This window comes from Pseudomonas sp. FYR_7, assembly GCF_043106155.1.
Taxonomy (GTDB): Bacteria; Pseudomonadota; Gammaproteobacteria; order Pseudomonadales; family Pseudomonadaceae; genus Aquipseudomonas; species Aquipseudomonas parafulva_B.
Genome location: NZ_JBICMI010000022.1, coordinates 77,932 through 93,959, shown reverse-complemented (window position 1 = coordinate 93,959; position 16,028 = coordinate 77,932). Strand labels below are relative to the sequence as shown.

Annotated in this window: 11 protein-coding genes; 8 read left to right on the top strand and 3 right to left on the bottom strand. The window is 63.4% G+C overall.

The genetic code is table 11. The features are described from left to right. Window positions 1–287 precede the first annotated feature (287 nt). From glnE to ACF8R3_RS05885, 8 genes are all read left to right on the top strand, one after another. Complete coding sequence (gene glnE, locus ACF8R3_RS05920) at window positions 288–3,221, top strand: bifunctional [glutamate--ammonia ligase]-adenylyl-L-tyrosine phosphorylase/[glutamate--ammonia-ligase] adenylyltransferase (RefSeq protein WP_392515196.1); 2,934 nt, start codon at window positions 288–290, stop codon at window positions 3,219–3,221. 155 nt (window positions 3,222–3,376) lie between these two features. Next, on the top strand, window positions 3,377–4,426 hold the full coding sequence (gene waaF / locus ACF8R3_RS05915; RefSeq protein WP_058602990.1) for a lipopolysaccharide heptosyltransferase II: 1,050 nt from the start codon (window positions 3,377–3,379) through the stop codon (window positions 4,424–4,426). Continuing rightward, window positions 4,427–5,485 carry a lipopolysaccharide heptosyltransferase I gene (gene waaC, locus ACF8R3_RS05910; RefSeq protein WP_058602991.1) on the top strand — a complete coding sequence of 353 codons (1,059 nt, stop codon included), beginning with the start codon at window positions 4,427–4,429 and terminating at the stop codon, window positions 5,483–5,485. Then, window positions 5,485–6,609, top strand: coding sequence for a glycosyltransferase family 4 protein (locus ACF8R3_RS05905; RefSeq protein ID WP_058602992.1), 1,125 nt, complete (start codon window positions 5,485–5,487; stop codon window positions 6,607–6,609). Before waaC ends, ACF8R3_RS05905 begins: the two co-directional genes overlap by 1 nt. After that, complete coding sequence (gene rfaP / locus ACF8R3_RS05900) at window positions 6,606–7,412, top strand: lipopolysaccharide core heptose(I) kinase RfaP (protein WP_058602993.1); 807 nt, start codon at window positions 6,606–6,608, stop codon at window positions 7,410–7,412. Before ACF8R3_RS05905 ends, rfaP begins: the two co-directional genes overlap by 4 nt. After that, a complete protein-coding gene (locus tag ACF8R3_RS05895) occupies window positions 7,412–8,146 on the top strand; it encodes a lipopolysaccharide kinase InaA family protein (RefSeq protein ID WP_058602994.1) in 735 nt (244 codons plus the stop codon). The genes rfaP and ACF8R3_RS05895 overlap by 1 nt, the downstream gene beginning before the upstream one ends. Continuing rightward, the gene (locus ACF8R3_RS05890; RefSeq protein WP_326383292.1) at window positions 8,143–8,895 is read left to right on the top strand and encodes a lipopolysaccharide kinase InaA family protein; all 753 of its coding nucleotides are present in this window, start codon (window positions 8,143–8,145) and stop codon (window positions 8,893–8,895) included. The genes ACF8R3_RS05895 and ACF8R3_RS05890 overlap by 4 nt, the downstream gene beginning before the upstream one ends. Next, on the top strand, window positions 8,895–10,337 hold the full coding sequence (locus ACF8R3_RS05885) for a lipopolysaccharide kinase InaA family protein (protein ID WP_196127751.1): 1,443 nt from the start codon (window positions 8,895–8,897) through the stop codon (window positions 10,335–10,337). The genes ACF8R3_RS05890 and ACF8R3_RS05885 overlap by 1 nt, the downstream gene beginning before the upstream one ends. Here the strand turns inward: ACF8R3_RS05885 and ACF8R3_RS05880 are convergent. From ACF8R3_RS05880 to ACF8R3_RS05870, 3 genes are all read right to left on the bottom strand, one after another. Beyond that, window positions 10,310–13,108, bottom strand: a complete 2,799-nt coding sequence (locus ACF8R3_RS05880) for a dermonecrotic toxin domain-containing protein (RefSeq protein ID WP_392515194.1) — start codon at window positions 13,106–13,108, stop codon at window positions 10,310–10,312. The two genes, ACF8R3_RS05885 and ACF8R3_RS05880, sit on opposite strands and share 28 nt — an antisense overlap. A 115-nt stretch (window positions 13,109–13,223) precedes the next feature. Further along, window positions 13,224–13,934: a PolC-type DNA polymerase III gene (locus ACF8R3_RS05875; protein ID WP_058602998.1), complete on the bottom strand. Its 711-nt coding sequence runs from the start codon at window positions 13,932–13,934 to the stop codon at window positions 13,224–13,226. Beyond that, window positions 13,931–15,868, bottom strand: a complete 1,938-nt coding sequence (locus tag ACF8R3_RS05870) for a DUF294 nucleotidyltransferase-like domain-containing protein (RefSeq protein WP_392515192.1) — start codon at window positions 15,866–15,868, stop codon at window positions 13,931–13,933. The genes ACF8R3_RS05875 and ACF8R3_RS05870 overlap by 4 nt, the downstream gene beginning before the upstream one ends. Window positions 15,869–16,028: the final 160 nt, after the last annotated feature.

Genomic DNA, 16,028 nt, shown 5'->3' with positions numbered 1-16,028 from the left:
TCGTCCGGCGCCGTGTAGTTTTACTACATTTGCTTTCGCATTTCATGCTTTTGCGCGACAGGCACAGTAGTAAAACTACATTTGTGCGACGTTTGGTCGCATCCTGGCTTGTGAGGAAAAACGTTCATGTTGGTTGGCAATGTTCCACGAACGGGTAACTGTTGATGTTCCATGCCACGAATTCGATGTTTTCAGCTATTTCCAACTTTTGTATGACAGTCCAACCGTGGTCCGGCTTTCCCTTGGCCGCCTTTCCTCATCCATTTCACGCCGATCAAGGATAGCCCATGCGCCTGCCTTTGCCTTGCCAGCTGCCTGCCGTTCTTCAACCACTGACCCTGCGCAACCAACAGTTTCTGCACGAGGCGGTGGCCGCACACCCCGAACTGGACCTGGGCAGTTGGAGCGAGCGGCATGCTCGGCAGTTCGACCAGGTGGCGGCCGTCAGCGACTTCGTGCTGACCCAGGTGCAGCGCGACCCGGGCCTGCTCTGCGGCCTGATGCGCAGCGGCGAGCTGGAGCGCAGCTACGGGCCAGGCGAGCTGCGCGGCCATGTTGCCAAGGTTGCCCAGGCGGCGCAAAGCGAGGACGAGCTTGCCCGCAACCTGCGTCGCGAGCGCAACCGCCAGCAGGTACGCATCATCTGGCGTGACATTACCCGCCAGGCCGATCTTGGTGAGACCTGCCGCGATCTCTCCGACCTGGCCGATGCCGCCATCGACGAGGCCTACCAGTGGTTGTACCCACGGCACTGCCAGCAATTCGGCACGCCGATCGGCAACCGCAGCGGCCACCCACAACACATGGTGGTGCTGGGCATGGGCAAGCTCGGTGCACGCGAGCTGAACCTCTCCTCGGACATCGACTTGATCTTCGCATTCCCCGAAGGCGGCGAAACCGAAGGCGTGAAACGCTCGCTGGACAACCAGGAGTTCTTCACCCGCCTGGGTCAGCGCCTGATCAAGGCCCTGGACCCGGTCACGGTCGATGGCTTCGTGTTTCGCGTCGACATGCGCCTGCGCCCTTACGGGTCGTCCGGTGCACTGGTGCTCAGCTTCAACGCGCTGGAACAGTATTACCAGGACCAGGGCCGCGACTGGGAACGCTATGCCATGATCAAGGCACGGGTAGTGGCAGGCGATCAGGCCGCCGGCGCTCAGCTGCAGGACATGCTGCGCCCGTTCGTCTACCGGCGGTACCTGGATTTCTCGGCCATCGAAGCCCTGCGCACCATGAAGCAGCTGATTCAGCAGGAAGTGCGGCGCAAGGGCATGGCGGACAACATCAAGCTGGGAGCAGGCGGCATTCGCGAAGTGGAGTTCATCGCCCAGGCCTTCCAGCTGATTCACGGCGGTCGCGACCTCAGCTTGCAGCAGCGGCCTCTGCTCAAGGTGCTGGCTACCCTGGAAGGCCAAGGCTACCTGCCCCCTGCCGTAGTCACCGAGCTGCGGGAGGGTTATGCATTCTTGCGCTACACCGAGCACGCCATCCAGGCCATTGCCGACCGCCAGACGCAGATGTTGCCGGAGAACGAAACCGATCAGGCCCGTGTCGCCTACATGCTGGGCTACGCCGACTGGCAAGCCTTCCAAGCTCAACTTAGCCAGTGGCGTGAGCGCATTGATTGGCATTTCCGGCAGGTCATCGCCGACCCCGACGAAGACGAAAGCGAAAGCGAGTTGGTGGTCGGCGGTGAATGGTCGCCGTTATGGGAGCAGGCCCAGGATGAAGAGGCTGCTGGCCGTCAGCTGGAGGAGGCCGGCTTCAAGCTGCCGGGCGAGGCCTTGCGGCGCCTGGCAGCTCTGCGTGCCAGCCCGCAGCTGCGTTCGATGCAGCGCCTTGGGCGCGAGCGGCTGGACGCCTTCATTCCGCGATTGCTGGCCCAGGCGGTCGAGCACGAGAACCCCGACCTGGTGCTTGAGCGAGTACTGCCGCTGGTCGAGGCCGTGGCCCGGCGCTCTGCCTACCTGGTATTGCTCACCGAGAACCCCGGTGCCCTGCGCCGTCTGCTGACCCTGTGCGCAGCCAGTCCATGGATTGCCGAGCAGATCGCACGCTACCCGTTGTTGCTCGATGAGTTGCTTAATGAAGGCCGCCTGTTCAGCCCGCCCCTGGCACCGGAGCTGGCCAGCGAATTGCGCGAGCGCCTCACGCGCATTCCGGAAGATGACCTGGAACAACAAATGGAGGCGCTGCGTCATTTCAAGCTGGCGCATAGCTTGCGCGTGGCCGCCTCGGAAATCAGTGGCAACCTGCCGTTGATGAAGGTCAGCGACTACCTGACGTGGCTGGCCGAGGCCATCCTCGACCAGGTGCTTGCCCTGGCCTGGCGCCAGACCGTTGCCCGCCACGGCCAACCGATGGGCAGCGACGGCATACCCTTCGACCCGGGTTTCGTCATCATCGGCTACGGCAAGGTTGGCGGCCTGGAGACGGGACATGGGTCGGACCTGGACCTGGTGTTCATCCATGATGGCGACCCCCAGGCCGAAACCGACGGCGCCAAGCCTATCGACGGTGCCCAGTTCTTCACGCGGCTGGGGCAGCGCATCATTCACCTGCTGACCACCCAGACCAACTCGGGCCAGCTGTATGACGTGGACATGCGTCTACGGCCCTCAGGCGCCGCGGGCCTGTTGGTCAGCTCGCTGGGCGCATTCGAGCGCTACCAGCAAAGCGAGGCCTGGACCTGGGAGCACCAGGCACTGGTCCGTGCCCGCGTGCTGGTGGGCTGCCCGCGGGTTGGACAGGCGTTCGAGAGAGTACGGGCGCAGGTGCTGGGACAACCCCGCGACCTTGAGAAGCTGCGTATCGAAGTCAGTGAAATGCGCGCCAAGATGCGCGCCAGCCTGGGCACGAAGGCCACGGTCGCCGGCACCGCACCCAACGCCTTCGAGCCGGGTATGCCCTTTGACATCAAGCAGGATGCGGGCGGTATCGTCGATATCGAATTTATGGTGCAATACGCCGCTTTGGCCTGGTCCCATGACCACACGGGCCTGGTTCGATGGACCGATAACATCCGTATTCTTGAAGAGCTGGAGCAAGTGGGGCTGATGCCTGCCGCCGACGCGGTGTTGCTGCGCGAGGTGTACAAGGCATTTCGCTCGGCCTCTCACCGCCAGGCGCTGCAGAAGCAGGCCGGGGTGATCGATGCTGCGCAGTTTGCCGATGAGCGCCGCCAGGTGCGGCGTATCTGGAGCGAGCTCGGCCTGAGCTGAGCCCAGTCGAGGCGGCTCCTCAGGGTGAGGATCCGCCGCGATTGAGGCGTGAAGCAGCCCCGGTGTTACACTGTCGGCCACATAGCCTGAATATAAAGAGGGGAGGCCGGGCTGAATTGCAGCCTGTCGCCTCCCCGAGCGTTTCTGGACCTAGCATGAGAATACTGATCATTGGCCCCAGCTGGGTCGGCGACATGGTGATGGCGCAGACCTTGTTCCAGTGCCTGAAACAGCAGCACCCCGACTGCGTGATCGATGTGCTGGCCCCCGAATGGAGCCGGCCAATCCTTGAGCGCATGCCCGAGGTGCGCCAGGCCTTGAGCTTCCCGCTCGGCCACGGTGCGCTGGAGCTGGCCACACGGCGGCGCATCGGCAAGTCGCTCAGCGGTCAGTACGACCAGGCCATCTTGTTGCCCAATTCGCTGAAATCGGCGCTGGTACCGTTCTTTGCCGGTATCCCCAAACGCACCGGCTGGCGTGGCGAAATGCGTTTCGGTTTGCTCAACGATGTCCGCAAGCTGGACAAAGCGCGTTACCCGTTGATGATCGAGCGCTTCATGGCCTTGGCCTATGCCCCCGGTGCCGAGCTGCCAAAGCCCTACCCCCAGCCCAGCCTGCAGATCGAGCCACACAGCCGTGAAGCGGCGCTGACCAAGTTCGGCCTGGAGCTGGACCGTCCGGTGCTGGCGCTATGCCCAGGCGCTGAATTCGGCGAAGCCAAGCGCTGGCCGGCCGAGCACTATGCCGCCGTGGCCGATGCCATGATCCGCCAGGGGTGGCAGGTCTGGCTGTTCGGTTCGAAAAGCGATCACCCAGTGGGTGAGCAGATCCGCGAACGGCTGATCCCTGGGCTACGCGAAGAGTCCGTGAACCTGGCCGGTGAAACCTCCCTGGCCGAGGCGATCGACCTGATGTCCTGCGCAGACGCCGTGGTCTCTAACGATTCTGGCTTGATGCATGTTGCGGCGGCGCTCAATCGCCCGCTGGTCGCCGTGTACGGCTCCACATCGCCTGGTTTCACACCGCCGCTGGCCAGCCAGGTCGAGGTGGTGCGCCTGGGCATCGAATGCAGCCCGTGTTTTGATCGCACCTGCCGCTTCGGTCACTACAACTGCCTGCGTCTGCTCGAACCCGGTCAGGTCATCGCCGCGCTGACCCGCCTGGGCGGTGCGAACATCATCGACGTGCTGACCGAGGTCGACTAAGTGCGGGTACTGATCATCAAGACGTCCTCGCTGGGTGATGTGATCCACACGCTGCCAGCGCTTACCGATGCAGCCCATGCCATCCCCGGCATCCGCTTCGACTGGGTCGTCGAGGAAGGTTTCGCCGAGATACCCAGCTGGCATCCGGCGGTCGATCAGGTCATTCCGGTGGCCATCCGTCGCTGGCGCAAGCACCTCTGGCAGACCGTTCGCAGCGGCGAGTGGAAGGCCTTCAAGCAGCGCCTGCGCGAGCGCCAATACGACCTGGTGATCGATGCCCAGGGCCTGGTCAAGTCAGCATGGCTGACACGCTACGTGAAGGCACCGGTCGCAGGCCTGGACCGGTATTCGGCCCGTGAAGGCTGGGCCAGCCGCTTCTACGACCGACGCCTGTCGGTCGCGGTCGGCCAGCATGCCGTCGAGCGTGTGCGCCAGTTGTTCGCCATGGCACTGGCCTATGACCTGCCCGAGGGCATCGGCCGTTACGGCCTGGACCTTGAACGCTTGCAGTTGCCGCCGGCAGCGCCCTACGTGGTTTTCCTGCACGGTACCACCTGGGCCACCAAGCACTGGCCCGAGGCCTACTGGCGCGAGCTGGCCGAGCGCATGGGCCGGCGCAGGCTGGAAGTGCGCCTGCCCTGGGGCAACCCGGCCGAGAAGGCCAGGGCCGAGCGCATTGCCCAAGGCTTGAACCATTGCCAAGTGCTGCCCAAATTGAATCTGGCTGGCGTCGCAAGGGTGCTGGCCGCTGCAAAGGCCTGCGTCGCCGTCGATACCGGCCTGGGCCACTTGGCCGCAGCCCTCGATGTACCGACGCTTTCGCTGTTCGGCCCGACCAACCCGGGCCTGACCGGCGCCTATGGACGGACCCAGATCCACCAGGCCAGTGACTGGCCGTGCGCACCCTGCTTGCAGAAGAAGTGCACCTACAAACCGAGCGCCGAAGACCTGCGCCGGTACGATCTGAACCGCGAGTGGCCATTGTGCTTCACTCGCCTGAATCCCGAGCATGTAGCGAGCCGCCTGAGCGCGCTGCTGCTGGCTGAGGATGTCCGTTGATGCAACTGGCTTTCGTACTTTACAAATACTTCCCCTTTGGCGGCCTGCAGCGCGATTTCATGCGCATAGCCCTGGAATGCCAGCAGCGCGGCCACCAGATCCGGGTCTACACGTTGATCTGGGAGGGCGACATTCCGCCAGGTTTCGAAGTGCTGGTGGCGCCGGTCAAGGCGATCTTCAATCACCGGCGCAATGAGAAACTCACCGCCTGGATGCAGGCCGACCTGGCCAAGCGTCCGGTGGACCGGCTCATCGGTTTCAACAAGATGCCTGGGCTGGATGTGTACTACGCCGCCGACGGCTGCTTCGAGGACAAGGCGCAGAACCTGCGCAGCGACCTGTACAGGCGCTGGGGCCGCTACCGGCATTTCGCCGAATACGAGCGGGCGGTGTTCGCCAAGGAGGCCGGTACCGAGATCCTGATGATCTCCGAGGTGCAGCAGCCGCTGTTCATCAAGCACTACGGCACGCCGGTCGAGCGTTTTCACCTGCTGCCGCCGGGCATCTCCCAGGATCGTCGTGCACCGCCCAACGCCGCTGAAATCCGTGCCGACCTGCGCAGGGAGTTCGATCTGGCCGAGGATGCGTTGCTGATCGTGCAGATCGGTTCAGGGTTCAAGACCAAGGGCGTGGACCGCAGCCTCAAGGCGTTGGCGGCATTGCCCACGGCCTTGCGCAAGCGTACCCGATTGCTGGTGATCGGTCAGGATGACCCCAAGGTCTTCCAGTTGCAGAGCGCGACGCTGGGCCTGGGCGACCAAGTGCAGTTTCTCAAGGGGCGCAGCGATATCCCGCGCTTCCTGCTGGGCGCCGACCTGCTGATCCACCCGGCCTACAACGAGAACACCGGTACCGTGCTGCTCGAAGCCCTGGTCGCGGGCTTGCCGGTGCTGGTGTCGCGCGTGTGCGGCTATGCCCACTACATCGCCGAGGCCGACTGCGGTCTGGTGCTGGACGAGCCGTTCGAGCAGGAGCAGCTCAACCGCTACCTGCAGCGTATGCTCGATGACCCCGCGGCGCGGGCCGATTGGTCGCGCAACGGCCTGGCGTATGCCGATACGGCCGACCTTTACAGCATGCCGCAGCATGCCGCCGATGTGATCCTAGGGCAGGAGGGGGCATGAAGTTGATCGTGGCAGAGCCCTTCAAGCGGCTTTGGGCGGGGCGCGATGCCTTCGAGGCGGTAGAAGCGCTGCAAGGCGAAGTCTATCGGGAACTTGAAGGGCGCCGTACCCTGCGTACGGAGGTCGCCGGCGAAGGCTTCTTCGTGAAGATCCATCGTGGCATCGGCTGGGGCGAGATCTTCAAGAACCTGCTCACGGCCAAGTTGCCAGTACTGGGCGCCGGCCAGGAGTGGCAAGCCATCGAGCGCCTGCATCAGGTCGGCGTGCCAACCATGACGGCCGTGGCCTTCGGTGAGCGGGGCGGCAACCCGGCCACCCAGCACTCCTTCATCATCACCGAGGAACTGGCGCCGACCGTCAGCCTGGAAGACTTCAGCATCGACTGGCTCCGGCAGCCGCCTGCGCCACGCCTCAAGCGTGCCCTGATCGCGCGCGTGGCCGAGATGACCGGTGGCATGCACCGTGCCGGCGTCAACCACCGGGACTGCTACATCTGTCACTTCCTGCTGCACACCGACCGGCCCGTGACGGCCGATGATTTCAAGCTGTCGGTGATCGACCTGCACCGCGCCCAGACACGCCCCGCCATTAGCCGCCGCTGGCGTAACAAGGACCTGGCCGCCCTGTACTTCTCAGCCCTGGACATTGGCCTGACCCAACGCGACAAGCTGCGTTTTCTGCGCAGCTACTTCCAGCGCCCGCTGCGTCAGGTCATGAAGGACGAAGCTGCACTGCTCGCCTGGCTTGAGCGCAAGGCGCAGAAACTCTACGACCGTAAACAACGCTATGGGGATGCACTCTGATGGCCAGTTGGACACTGGCGCCAGGTTACGAGCACCTGGCGAAGGATTTTGGCAGCCTCGAGGCGGTATTCGCCGTTCAGGGCGAACGCCTGACCCGTGATCCGCTCAGCGAAGTGGTGCGTGTCGAGCGTGAAGGCGTCAACTATTACGTCAAGCGCTACACCGGCGCTGGCAAGCACATGCGCCGCTACCTGGGCCGCCCACGTATCAAGGCCGAATGGCAGAACCTCAAGCAGTTCGCCAAGTGGGGCATTCCCACGGCCGAGGTGGTCGCCTGGGGGCTCGAACGCAATGGCCTGGCGTTCGGCCGTGGCGCGATGATTACCCGCGAGCTGCCCAACACCGAGGACCTCTCGGCGCTGGCCGAGCGCAACGATGCCCGCCTGGCCGATCGCGCCTGGGTGGACCACATCAGCCGCCAGCTGGCACGCCATACCCGGGTCATGCACGAGCACCGCTTCGCCCATAACGATCTGAAGTGGCGCAACCTGCTGGTCGATGACCAAGGGACGCTGTTCTTCATCGACTGCCCCACAGGTGATTTCTGGCGTGGGTTCATGTGGCGCCATCGCCTGATCAAGGACCTGGCCTGCCTGGACAAGGTCGCCAAGTACCACCTTTCGGCAACCCAGCGCCTGCGCTTTTACTTGCAGTACCGAGGCCGCGACCGGCTGAACGCCCGGGACAAGAAGCGCATTCGTCAGGTGCTGGGCTTTTTCGAGGGAAGGGAATGACCGACTATATGGCCAGTGCAGACCGTGCCTTGCTCCAGCGCCATGGCCTGGACGACTTCGAGGCGCTGTGGGCACTCGAACTCGACGCGGTGGACGAGCCCAATACCGGCCGCGGCGGTTGGAGCAGCGTTTACCGCCTGGAACTCGAGGGCAAGGGCTATTACCTCAAGCGCCAGAGCGACTACCTTACCCGCAGCCTGCACAAGCCCCTTGGCGAGCCGACCTTCGCCCGCGAATTTCGCAATATCGTTCGCTACCAGAAGCTGCACATCCCTGCGTTGGAAGCCGTGTTCTACGGCGAGCGCAAGCAAGGTGGCCAGCATCGAGCCCTGTTGATGACCCGCGCGCTGGACGGCTGGCACGACCTCGACAGCCAGTTGCTGCAATGGCCCGAACTCGATGCATCGGTGCGCATTGGCATGCTCCAGGCCTGCGGCCAGTTGGCGCGCACGCTGCACGGTGCTGGGCAGGTGCATGGTTGCTTCTATCCCAAGCACATTTTTCTGCGTAAGCGCAGAGAAGGCTGGGACGCGCAGTTGATCGACCTGGAGAAAACCCGTCCCTTGCTCTTTGGCATGCGTGACCGCCTCAAGGACCTCGAGCCCTTGCTGCGCCGGGCGCCGGTATGGAGTGACGGCGAGATACGTACATTGCTGGCAGCCTACCTCGCACAACCCATCGACAGCACGCTGGTCGAAACCTGGGTCAACCGCCTGGTACAACGCCGTCATCATAAGGAGGCTCGCTGATGCAGCTTTCCGAGCTGAAGGAAACAGGTCGCAGCCCATCGCTGCCGCTTGCCGTCAACCTCGCCGATGCCGCCGGTAGCGCTGAGCTGCAATTGCTCAGCCTGCTGCGCGTGCTGCCGGGCCAGCGTTACGTGGGGGCCGGGGTTTGGCGTGGCAGGCCGGTCCTGGCCAAGTTGCTGGTGGGCAGCAATGCCGCGCGTCACTTCCAGCGTGAGCTGCAAGGGGTAAAGCTGCTCGCGGCGCAGGGGCTGACCACGCCGGTACTGCTCGCCGATGGCCTGGTGGAAGGCGAGGGCGGCTGGCTGTTGTTCGAGTACCTCGATGGCGCCCAAAGCCTGGCCGATGCCTGGTCCGTGGTCGAGCACCTGCCTGTGCTTGCCGACGAGCAGCAGCAGGTGCTGGGCGAGGCCCTGGCGGCTGTGGCGCAGATGCACCGCCGGGGGCTGTGGCAGGAAGACCTGCACTTGGACAACCTGCTGCGTCATGCAGGCAAGCTGTACCTGATCGATGGGGCCGGTATCAAGGCTGAAACGCCAGGCCAGCAGCTTTCGCGTCCTCGCGTACTGGAAAACCTGGGTGTGTTCTTCGCGCAGCTACCCAAGCGGCTGGAGCCGTTCACCGAAGAGCTGCTGGTGCATTACCTGTTGGCCAATGCCGAGCACGCATTGCCCATGGAGGCCTTGCAGAAGCAAATAGACAAAGTCCGCGCCTGGCGCCAACGCGACTTCCTGGACAAGGCCGGCCGCGATTGTAGCCTGTTCAGTGTCGAGCGCAGCCTGACCGCCCTGCGGGCGGTGGTCCGTAGCGAGGCCCAGGCCCTGTTGCCAGTGCTTGAACAGGCGGATGCGCTGATCGATCGTGGGCACCTGTACAAGACTGGCGGCGCGGCCAGCGTGGCACGGGTCGAGGTGGATGGCCGCAAACGGGTCATCAAACGCTACAACATCAAGAACACTGTCCACTGGCTCAAGCGCTTCTGGCGACCGAGCAGGGCCTGGCACTCATGGATCGAAGGGCATCGCCTGTCATTTCTCGACATCGCTACCCCGCGCCCACTGGCGGTGCTGGAGCAGCGAGTGCTGGGATTGCGCACGCGTGCCTACCTGGTCACCGACTACATCGACGGCCCCGACCTCATCGAATGCTTTGCCCCCTTCGTCGAGCAGGGCGATGCGCCGGCCGAACAGGTGGAGGCCCTGGTGCAGCTCATGCAACAGCTGATCCGCGAGCGCATCAGCCACGGTGACTTCAAGGGCCACAACCTGTTTTGGGATCAGGGTCGGTGGTCGCTGATCGACTTGGACGCCGTGTGCCAGCACAGCAGCCAGGGCAGCTTCGCGCCGGCCTTCGCTCGGGACCGGGCGCGGCTGCTGCGCAACTGGCCGGCTGAAAGTGCCTTGCACCAACGGCTGGATCAGGTGCTGCCCACGTTGGCGGCATAAGCGGCAGGCAGAGCCAGCCAGTCGCTGCTTCGCCCCGGTTGGCGCACACGTATACGCCACTGGCCGTCGCGCCAGCGCAGGATTGCCCAGGCGGTGGTGGTCGCGGCAGGCTGTCCGGGTATCAGCAGATGGTAGTGATCGGCTAGCAGGTGGGCACGCACGGGCAAGGCATGGCCACCGGCGAGCAAGTAGGGTTGGCCATCGCTCTCGTACAGTTCACTCGCCCCTTCCAGTGGTACCCCATCCGGGGTCGCGGGAAGCTGGCAGTGTTCCAGCAATGCGGTGAGGTCTGGCAGGCCGTCGTGCCACAGGACGGGTGAGTCGACGATCCACTCGCCTTCAGCGCTCCGTCTGACCGCCACCTTGCTGTAGGCATCGGGTTGCCTGGGATCGATGGCGCGCCAGCGATAACCGTCGAACGCCACCTGGTAGTACCGGCCTTGCTTGTCCTGGATGTAGTAGAGAGCCAGCCCTGCACGTTCGGATGGCTTTTCATACACGCCTTCGCTATGGATACCATCGATTCGGTAACGCAACTTGGCGGTGTCCGGGCGTACCTGGAAGGTAGGTGGTAGCATCAATGGCGAAGTAGGAGGCATGGCGCGAATGGCGCGCCTGATCACTGTCGTGCCGCCGATGCTGTTGATGCCATCGTTCATATGGGTAAAAGCCTCCACCATATGCTTGAGCACGCCTACCTGATCCTCCTTTTCCAGTGCTTCAAGGCTGTCCAGTACGCTCAGCACAGCGCGGGCGAATGCCAGCGGCGTCAGGGCACGGACCGGAATCACGAAGCTGATCAAATCGAGCATGATCCACAAGGCATGCAGGCTGGCCTCGCCCAGCAGCTCCTGTTTGGTATTAGTGCTGGCATCGACCGCCGATATGAACGCGCGGACCTCTGCCAAATAACAGGCATGCAAAAAATTGCCGGAGATGACCGGACGACTCAGCCGTTGAGCGAGCCCGCCCTTGCTCAACAGGCGCTCGACGGTTTTGCGCCGGGCCAAGGGCATGCGGTCGATCACGTAAGTGCGTAGATCCGGGCTGGCGCGAAGCGATCGGAGCAGCGCACGCGCATTGGCGTATTCGCGCCATGGCCTGCGATCCGGTGCATCTGGCGCATACACCAGAAAGCGCTGCATCTGGGGTGTTTCAGGCGTGATCAGCAATACCCCCTGTACGGTGTGCCCGGCAATCAACAACTGCCGGACACTCAGGCGGTTCTCTTGCACCAAGGGGCGCCAGTCGCTGTCGGGGTAGTTGAGAACGGCCCTGCTCCAGCGATAGCCCTGTTCGAGCGGGTCGGGTATGAAGTGGCCAGCATAGCGGGCCTTGGCGGCCTCTGCCCGCATGCGAGCACAGTTGATTCGGGCATGTGCATCCCGTCGCCACTGCCCTTGCGCGAGGTCGATCAGGTGGCTGCGCAGGAAACGCGAATAGCTGTCGCCGACATTGAGTTCACGGACCATCTGGCGAGCCTGCGCAGGGGACAAGCCTTGAATGTTCGTCTCGTCCCTATGGTGGACGCGAGCGGTTAGCCAATAGTCCAGGTCTAGCAAGCCCACGTTCAGCAACGCCAACTGATCCAGGCTGTAGGTTTGCCTGACCAACTCCACGGTATCCCCTGCCTGCGGCCGGCTAGCGATGGGTATATAGCTGCTGGGCTGACCTGGAGGCATCACCGGGCCGGTCTGACGGGCAATGGTGACACTGATGAAGATCTGCTCCGGTGCCAGATCCAGTTGGTGGTCCAATCTCAGGCGCTCGCTGAGACGGGCACGGGTCCACTGTAGCAGGCTGTTGCGTTCGGTGAACTGTTCAAGCGTAGGAATGCCCGGCGCTGCGGCCTGATCGATGGCCACGATCAGCTCTTGCATCGTCTGCATGATATGCGTGAGCCCTGGGATAGAGGTCTTCTTGAGCCACGCAGGAGCATGCTTTTCAAGCAGCAGGCCATAACGCGTCGGCATCGCTGCCTTGCTGGTCACCCAGGGTAGCAGGTCTGCGGCCTTGGTCAGGCGCTCGGCAAAACCCGGTTGATCCATGGGTTGGCTACTCCATGCCTCGTTCAATCGCCCATGCTGGGCATCGATCAAGGCCTGGATCTGGACTTCCACAAGATCGTCGGGCAGCCAGTCGTAACGCAGTCGCTGTGCGTTATGGGCGCGGTCGGCATCACCCAGCGCCAGCAGCGTGAGCATCGGCTGACTTTGCAGGGGATCATCCAGCCGCTCGCACAGTTCCAGGTGCAGGCTCTGAACATCGGCGAACGCTTCGATGCCGTGGGAGAGGCTGCATAACAATGCTGGGCCGCTGCCCGCATCGCCCGTCATCATCTGCCCCTCGACACCGCCTTGTACAAGCAGTACGGCGCCTGGCAAGTAGGCCCTCCAGTTGGGTCGTGAGCAGTCGAGCAGCAGGCGATAGAGCTGTGGACGCTTGGACGCCTCGATGCCTTGGCGAGCCCAGGACATGGGGTGGTCAAGGCAGGTCTGTAACAGCGATGCCGCCAGAGGCTCCAATGTTGCGTCAGCGATGCGCAGGTCCATTTCGGCCTGAAGCTGTTGTCGCCGAAGCGCAATGAGCCGAGTACGGCGGTTTTTGCCTGCTGCGTCCGGCAGGTTCCAGTAGTCTGCGAGCGCGCCGAAGAACTGTTGCCGGCCCGCCACCGGTGGAAGCTGCAAGTCTGGTGAGGGCAGGGGGGACAACAGGGCAGTGATTGCCGCGTCGAATGACTCGAAATGTTGCAAGGGTGAGACGGATGGCATGATGCGAGCTCCTTTAGAGAGATCGCGAGCCTGGGCGATATGGCAGGGGCATGCGTGCTAACCCGCTACTGCCATTACGCAGTAAGGCGCGGCTGCCAGACCACGCCCCCGTTGCCTATAGGCCGTGGCGCTGGGCCATCCGGCGTCGCCAGTTGTGTAGGCATTGCTCAAGTTGCGCCGGGCTCTGGATGTGCTGGCGGCGCGCCTGGCTCAGCAGAATCAACGCCAGCTCGGCGGTCACCTGTGCGTCGGCGCTGGCGTGATGACGCGCCTGTACCTGCAGCCCGAAACGCGCCACCCAGTCATCGAGCCCGGCCTCTCGCAACACCGTGTCGGGATTGAGCATGGGTGCCATCTCGGCCACATCTAGGAAGGGTATTTGCAGACGATAACCCAGGCTCTGTTTGAGGGCCCGTGCAAGCATGCGTTCGTCGAATGGCGCGTGGAATGCCAGTACCGGGCTGGTGCCAATGAACTCGAGCAGGTCAAGCAGTGCGTGCCCTGGGTCGCAGCCCGCTGCCAGAGCGCTTGGGCCCAGGCCATGTATCAGGACGCTGGGGTTGGTTTTCTGCTCAGGTCGGTACAGGGTTCGCTCGAACTGCTGCGAGAAGTCCAGCGCCCCGTCCTCGATAGCCACTGCGCCTATGGACAGCACTTGATCGCGGTTGGTGTTCAGGCCGCTGGTTTCCAGGTCAAGCACCACCCAGCGCTGCTCGCGCAGGGTGCAGGTGCCAAGCGCAGTGGGTGCAGGCAAGGCCGCCAGGCGTTCACGCTGCGAAAGCGCTAGCTGCGGAGCATGGGGACGCAGCCATGCGAACAAGCTCACAGCTGGTACCGCATGGCCAGGCTGCTTTGCAACCGCTGAGCCTGGCGCAGGGACTCGCGCAAGATGCGCCGGTCCAGGTGATTGAGGCTATCTGGGTCCAGGCGGTTGGAGTAGGCCAGGTGCTCGCGTGCCTGGCGTTGATGTTGCTGCATGCGGGTCTGTTGGATGAAATGGTACGCCTCTTCGTATGCGGCGCCGTCCAGTGGGTCGATCACGCCCTTGCCCACCAGTTGGCGAATGCGCTCCAGGGTATTGCAGGCGCCGATCCCGTGAGCCAGCGCCAGCACACGTGCGGCGTCGACGAAGGGCGTCAGGCCCTGAACCTTGAGGTCTAGCGTGCCAGCCTTGTCAGTGCCCTGGCGGGTCAGCACGAAGTCGCGCAGACGGCCCACAGGCGGGCGTTGGCGCAGGGCGTTGTCAGCCAGCATGCGTTGGAAGATACGGTTGTCGGCTATCTGCTTCAGCAATGTGCTGCGCAACGCCTCGCAGGTGTGCTCATCGCCCCAAACCACCCGCAGGTCGAAGTAAATGCTCGAGCCCAGGAGGTTTTCCGGGCTGGCCTCACGCACGAAGCCGGCAAAGCGCCGTGACCACTCACTGTGCGACAGGCACAGCGCAGGGTTGCCGGCCATGACATTGCCCTTGCACAGCGTAAAACCGCACTGCGCCAGGCATTGGTTGATGTACTGCGCCAACGGTAGCAACCGCGCCCGAATGGCCTGGGCTTCGCTGTCATCGGCCGCGTCGAAGAGGATGCCGTTATCCTGGTCGGTGTGCAGGGTCTGCTCGCGCCGCCCCTCACTGCCAAAACAGAGCCAACTGAATGGCACCCCCGGATCGCCACGCTCTGCCAGCGCCAGTTCGATGACTCGGCGCACCGTGTGGTCGTTGAGCAAGGTGATGATTTGGGTGATCTGTGTAGAGGAAGCACCGTGTGCGAGCATGCGCTCGACCAACTGGCTGATTTCGCCTCGCAGGGAAACGAGGGTGTCCAGGCGCGGTGCATGACGAATGGTGCGTGCCAAGTGAACAAGGTCTACCCGCTGCAGGGAAAACAGATCGCGCTCGGACACCACCCCACATAATCGCCGGTTCTCCACCAGGCAGACGTGCGCGATGTGCCGCTCGGTCATTGCCATGGCGGCATCGAAGGCACTTGCCTGGGGGCTCAGGTAGAACGGTGCGGCGGTCATGTGCCGCGCCACGGGTGCACCCAGGTCGGCATCGGCTGCGGCCACCACCTGGCGCAGGTCGCGCAAGGTGAAAATGCCCGTGGGCTGGCGCTGCCCATCGACGATCACGATCGAGCCAACCTGCTGCTCATGCATCAGCCTTACGGCTTCGCGCAGCGGAGTCTCAGGGGCGCAGACCACGGGATGACGCATGGCCAGTTCGCCCAGCGGTGTATTCAGGGAGTACTGGGTGCCCAGGGTCTGCACCGCCTGCTGACGGACTTGTTGGTTGACTTGGTCCAGCAGGCTGCTGACCCCTCGCAAGGCGAAATCGCGGAACACCTCGGAGAGGGAAAAGACGCGGATGAATGCCGCTTTGTTCAGTTGCAGGCAGAAGGTGTCGTCACCGGCCAGGTGCTCCGTACGCGTGGCTCGCTCGCCGAGCAGGGCCGCCAATGGAAAACACTCGCCATGGGTAATCTCGAACGTGGTCTCAACCCCCGGTTTGACCAGGTGCTGCCGTTCACCGACGACGCGGCCCTGCTTGACGATGTAGAAATGCTCAACCGGCCCGTCGCTTGGCTTGATGATGCTTTCGCCGCTGGCGTAGAAGCGCAGCTGGCACTGCTCGACCAGATAGGCCAGATGGCTCTGCTCCATCTGATTGAAGGGTGCAAAGCGTTGGAGGAATTGCAGGGTGCCCTGAATGTTCTGCAGCACCGCAGTTCTACCCGCTTGCTGGTAGGCGTCTTTTTTGCTCATCGACCTGACCGTATCGCTACGCCGAACTATATATATCTATCTATAGGGCCGGCTTTGTTGTTTTCGGCGTTCATGGTCGGCCTGCAGGGGCTTGGTGCCCATTGGACGTAAGTCTAGGGCGCGACCACGTCAATGATCCGACGAAAGGTAAATCGGGTGT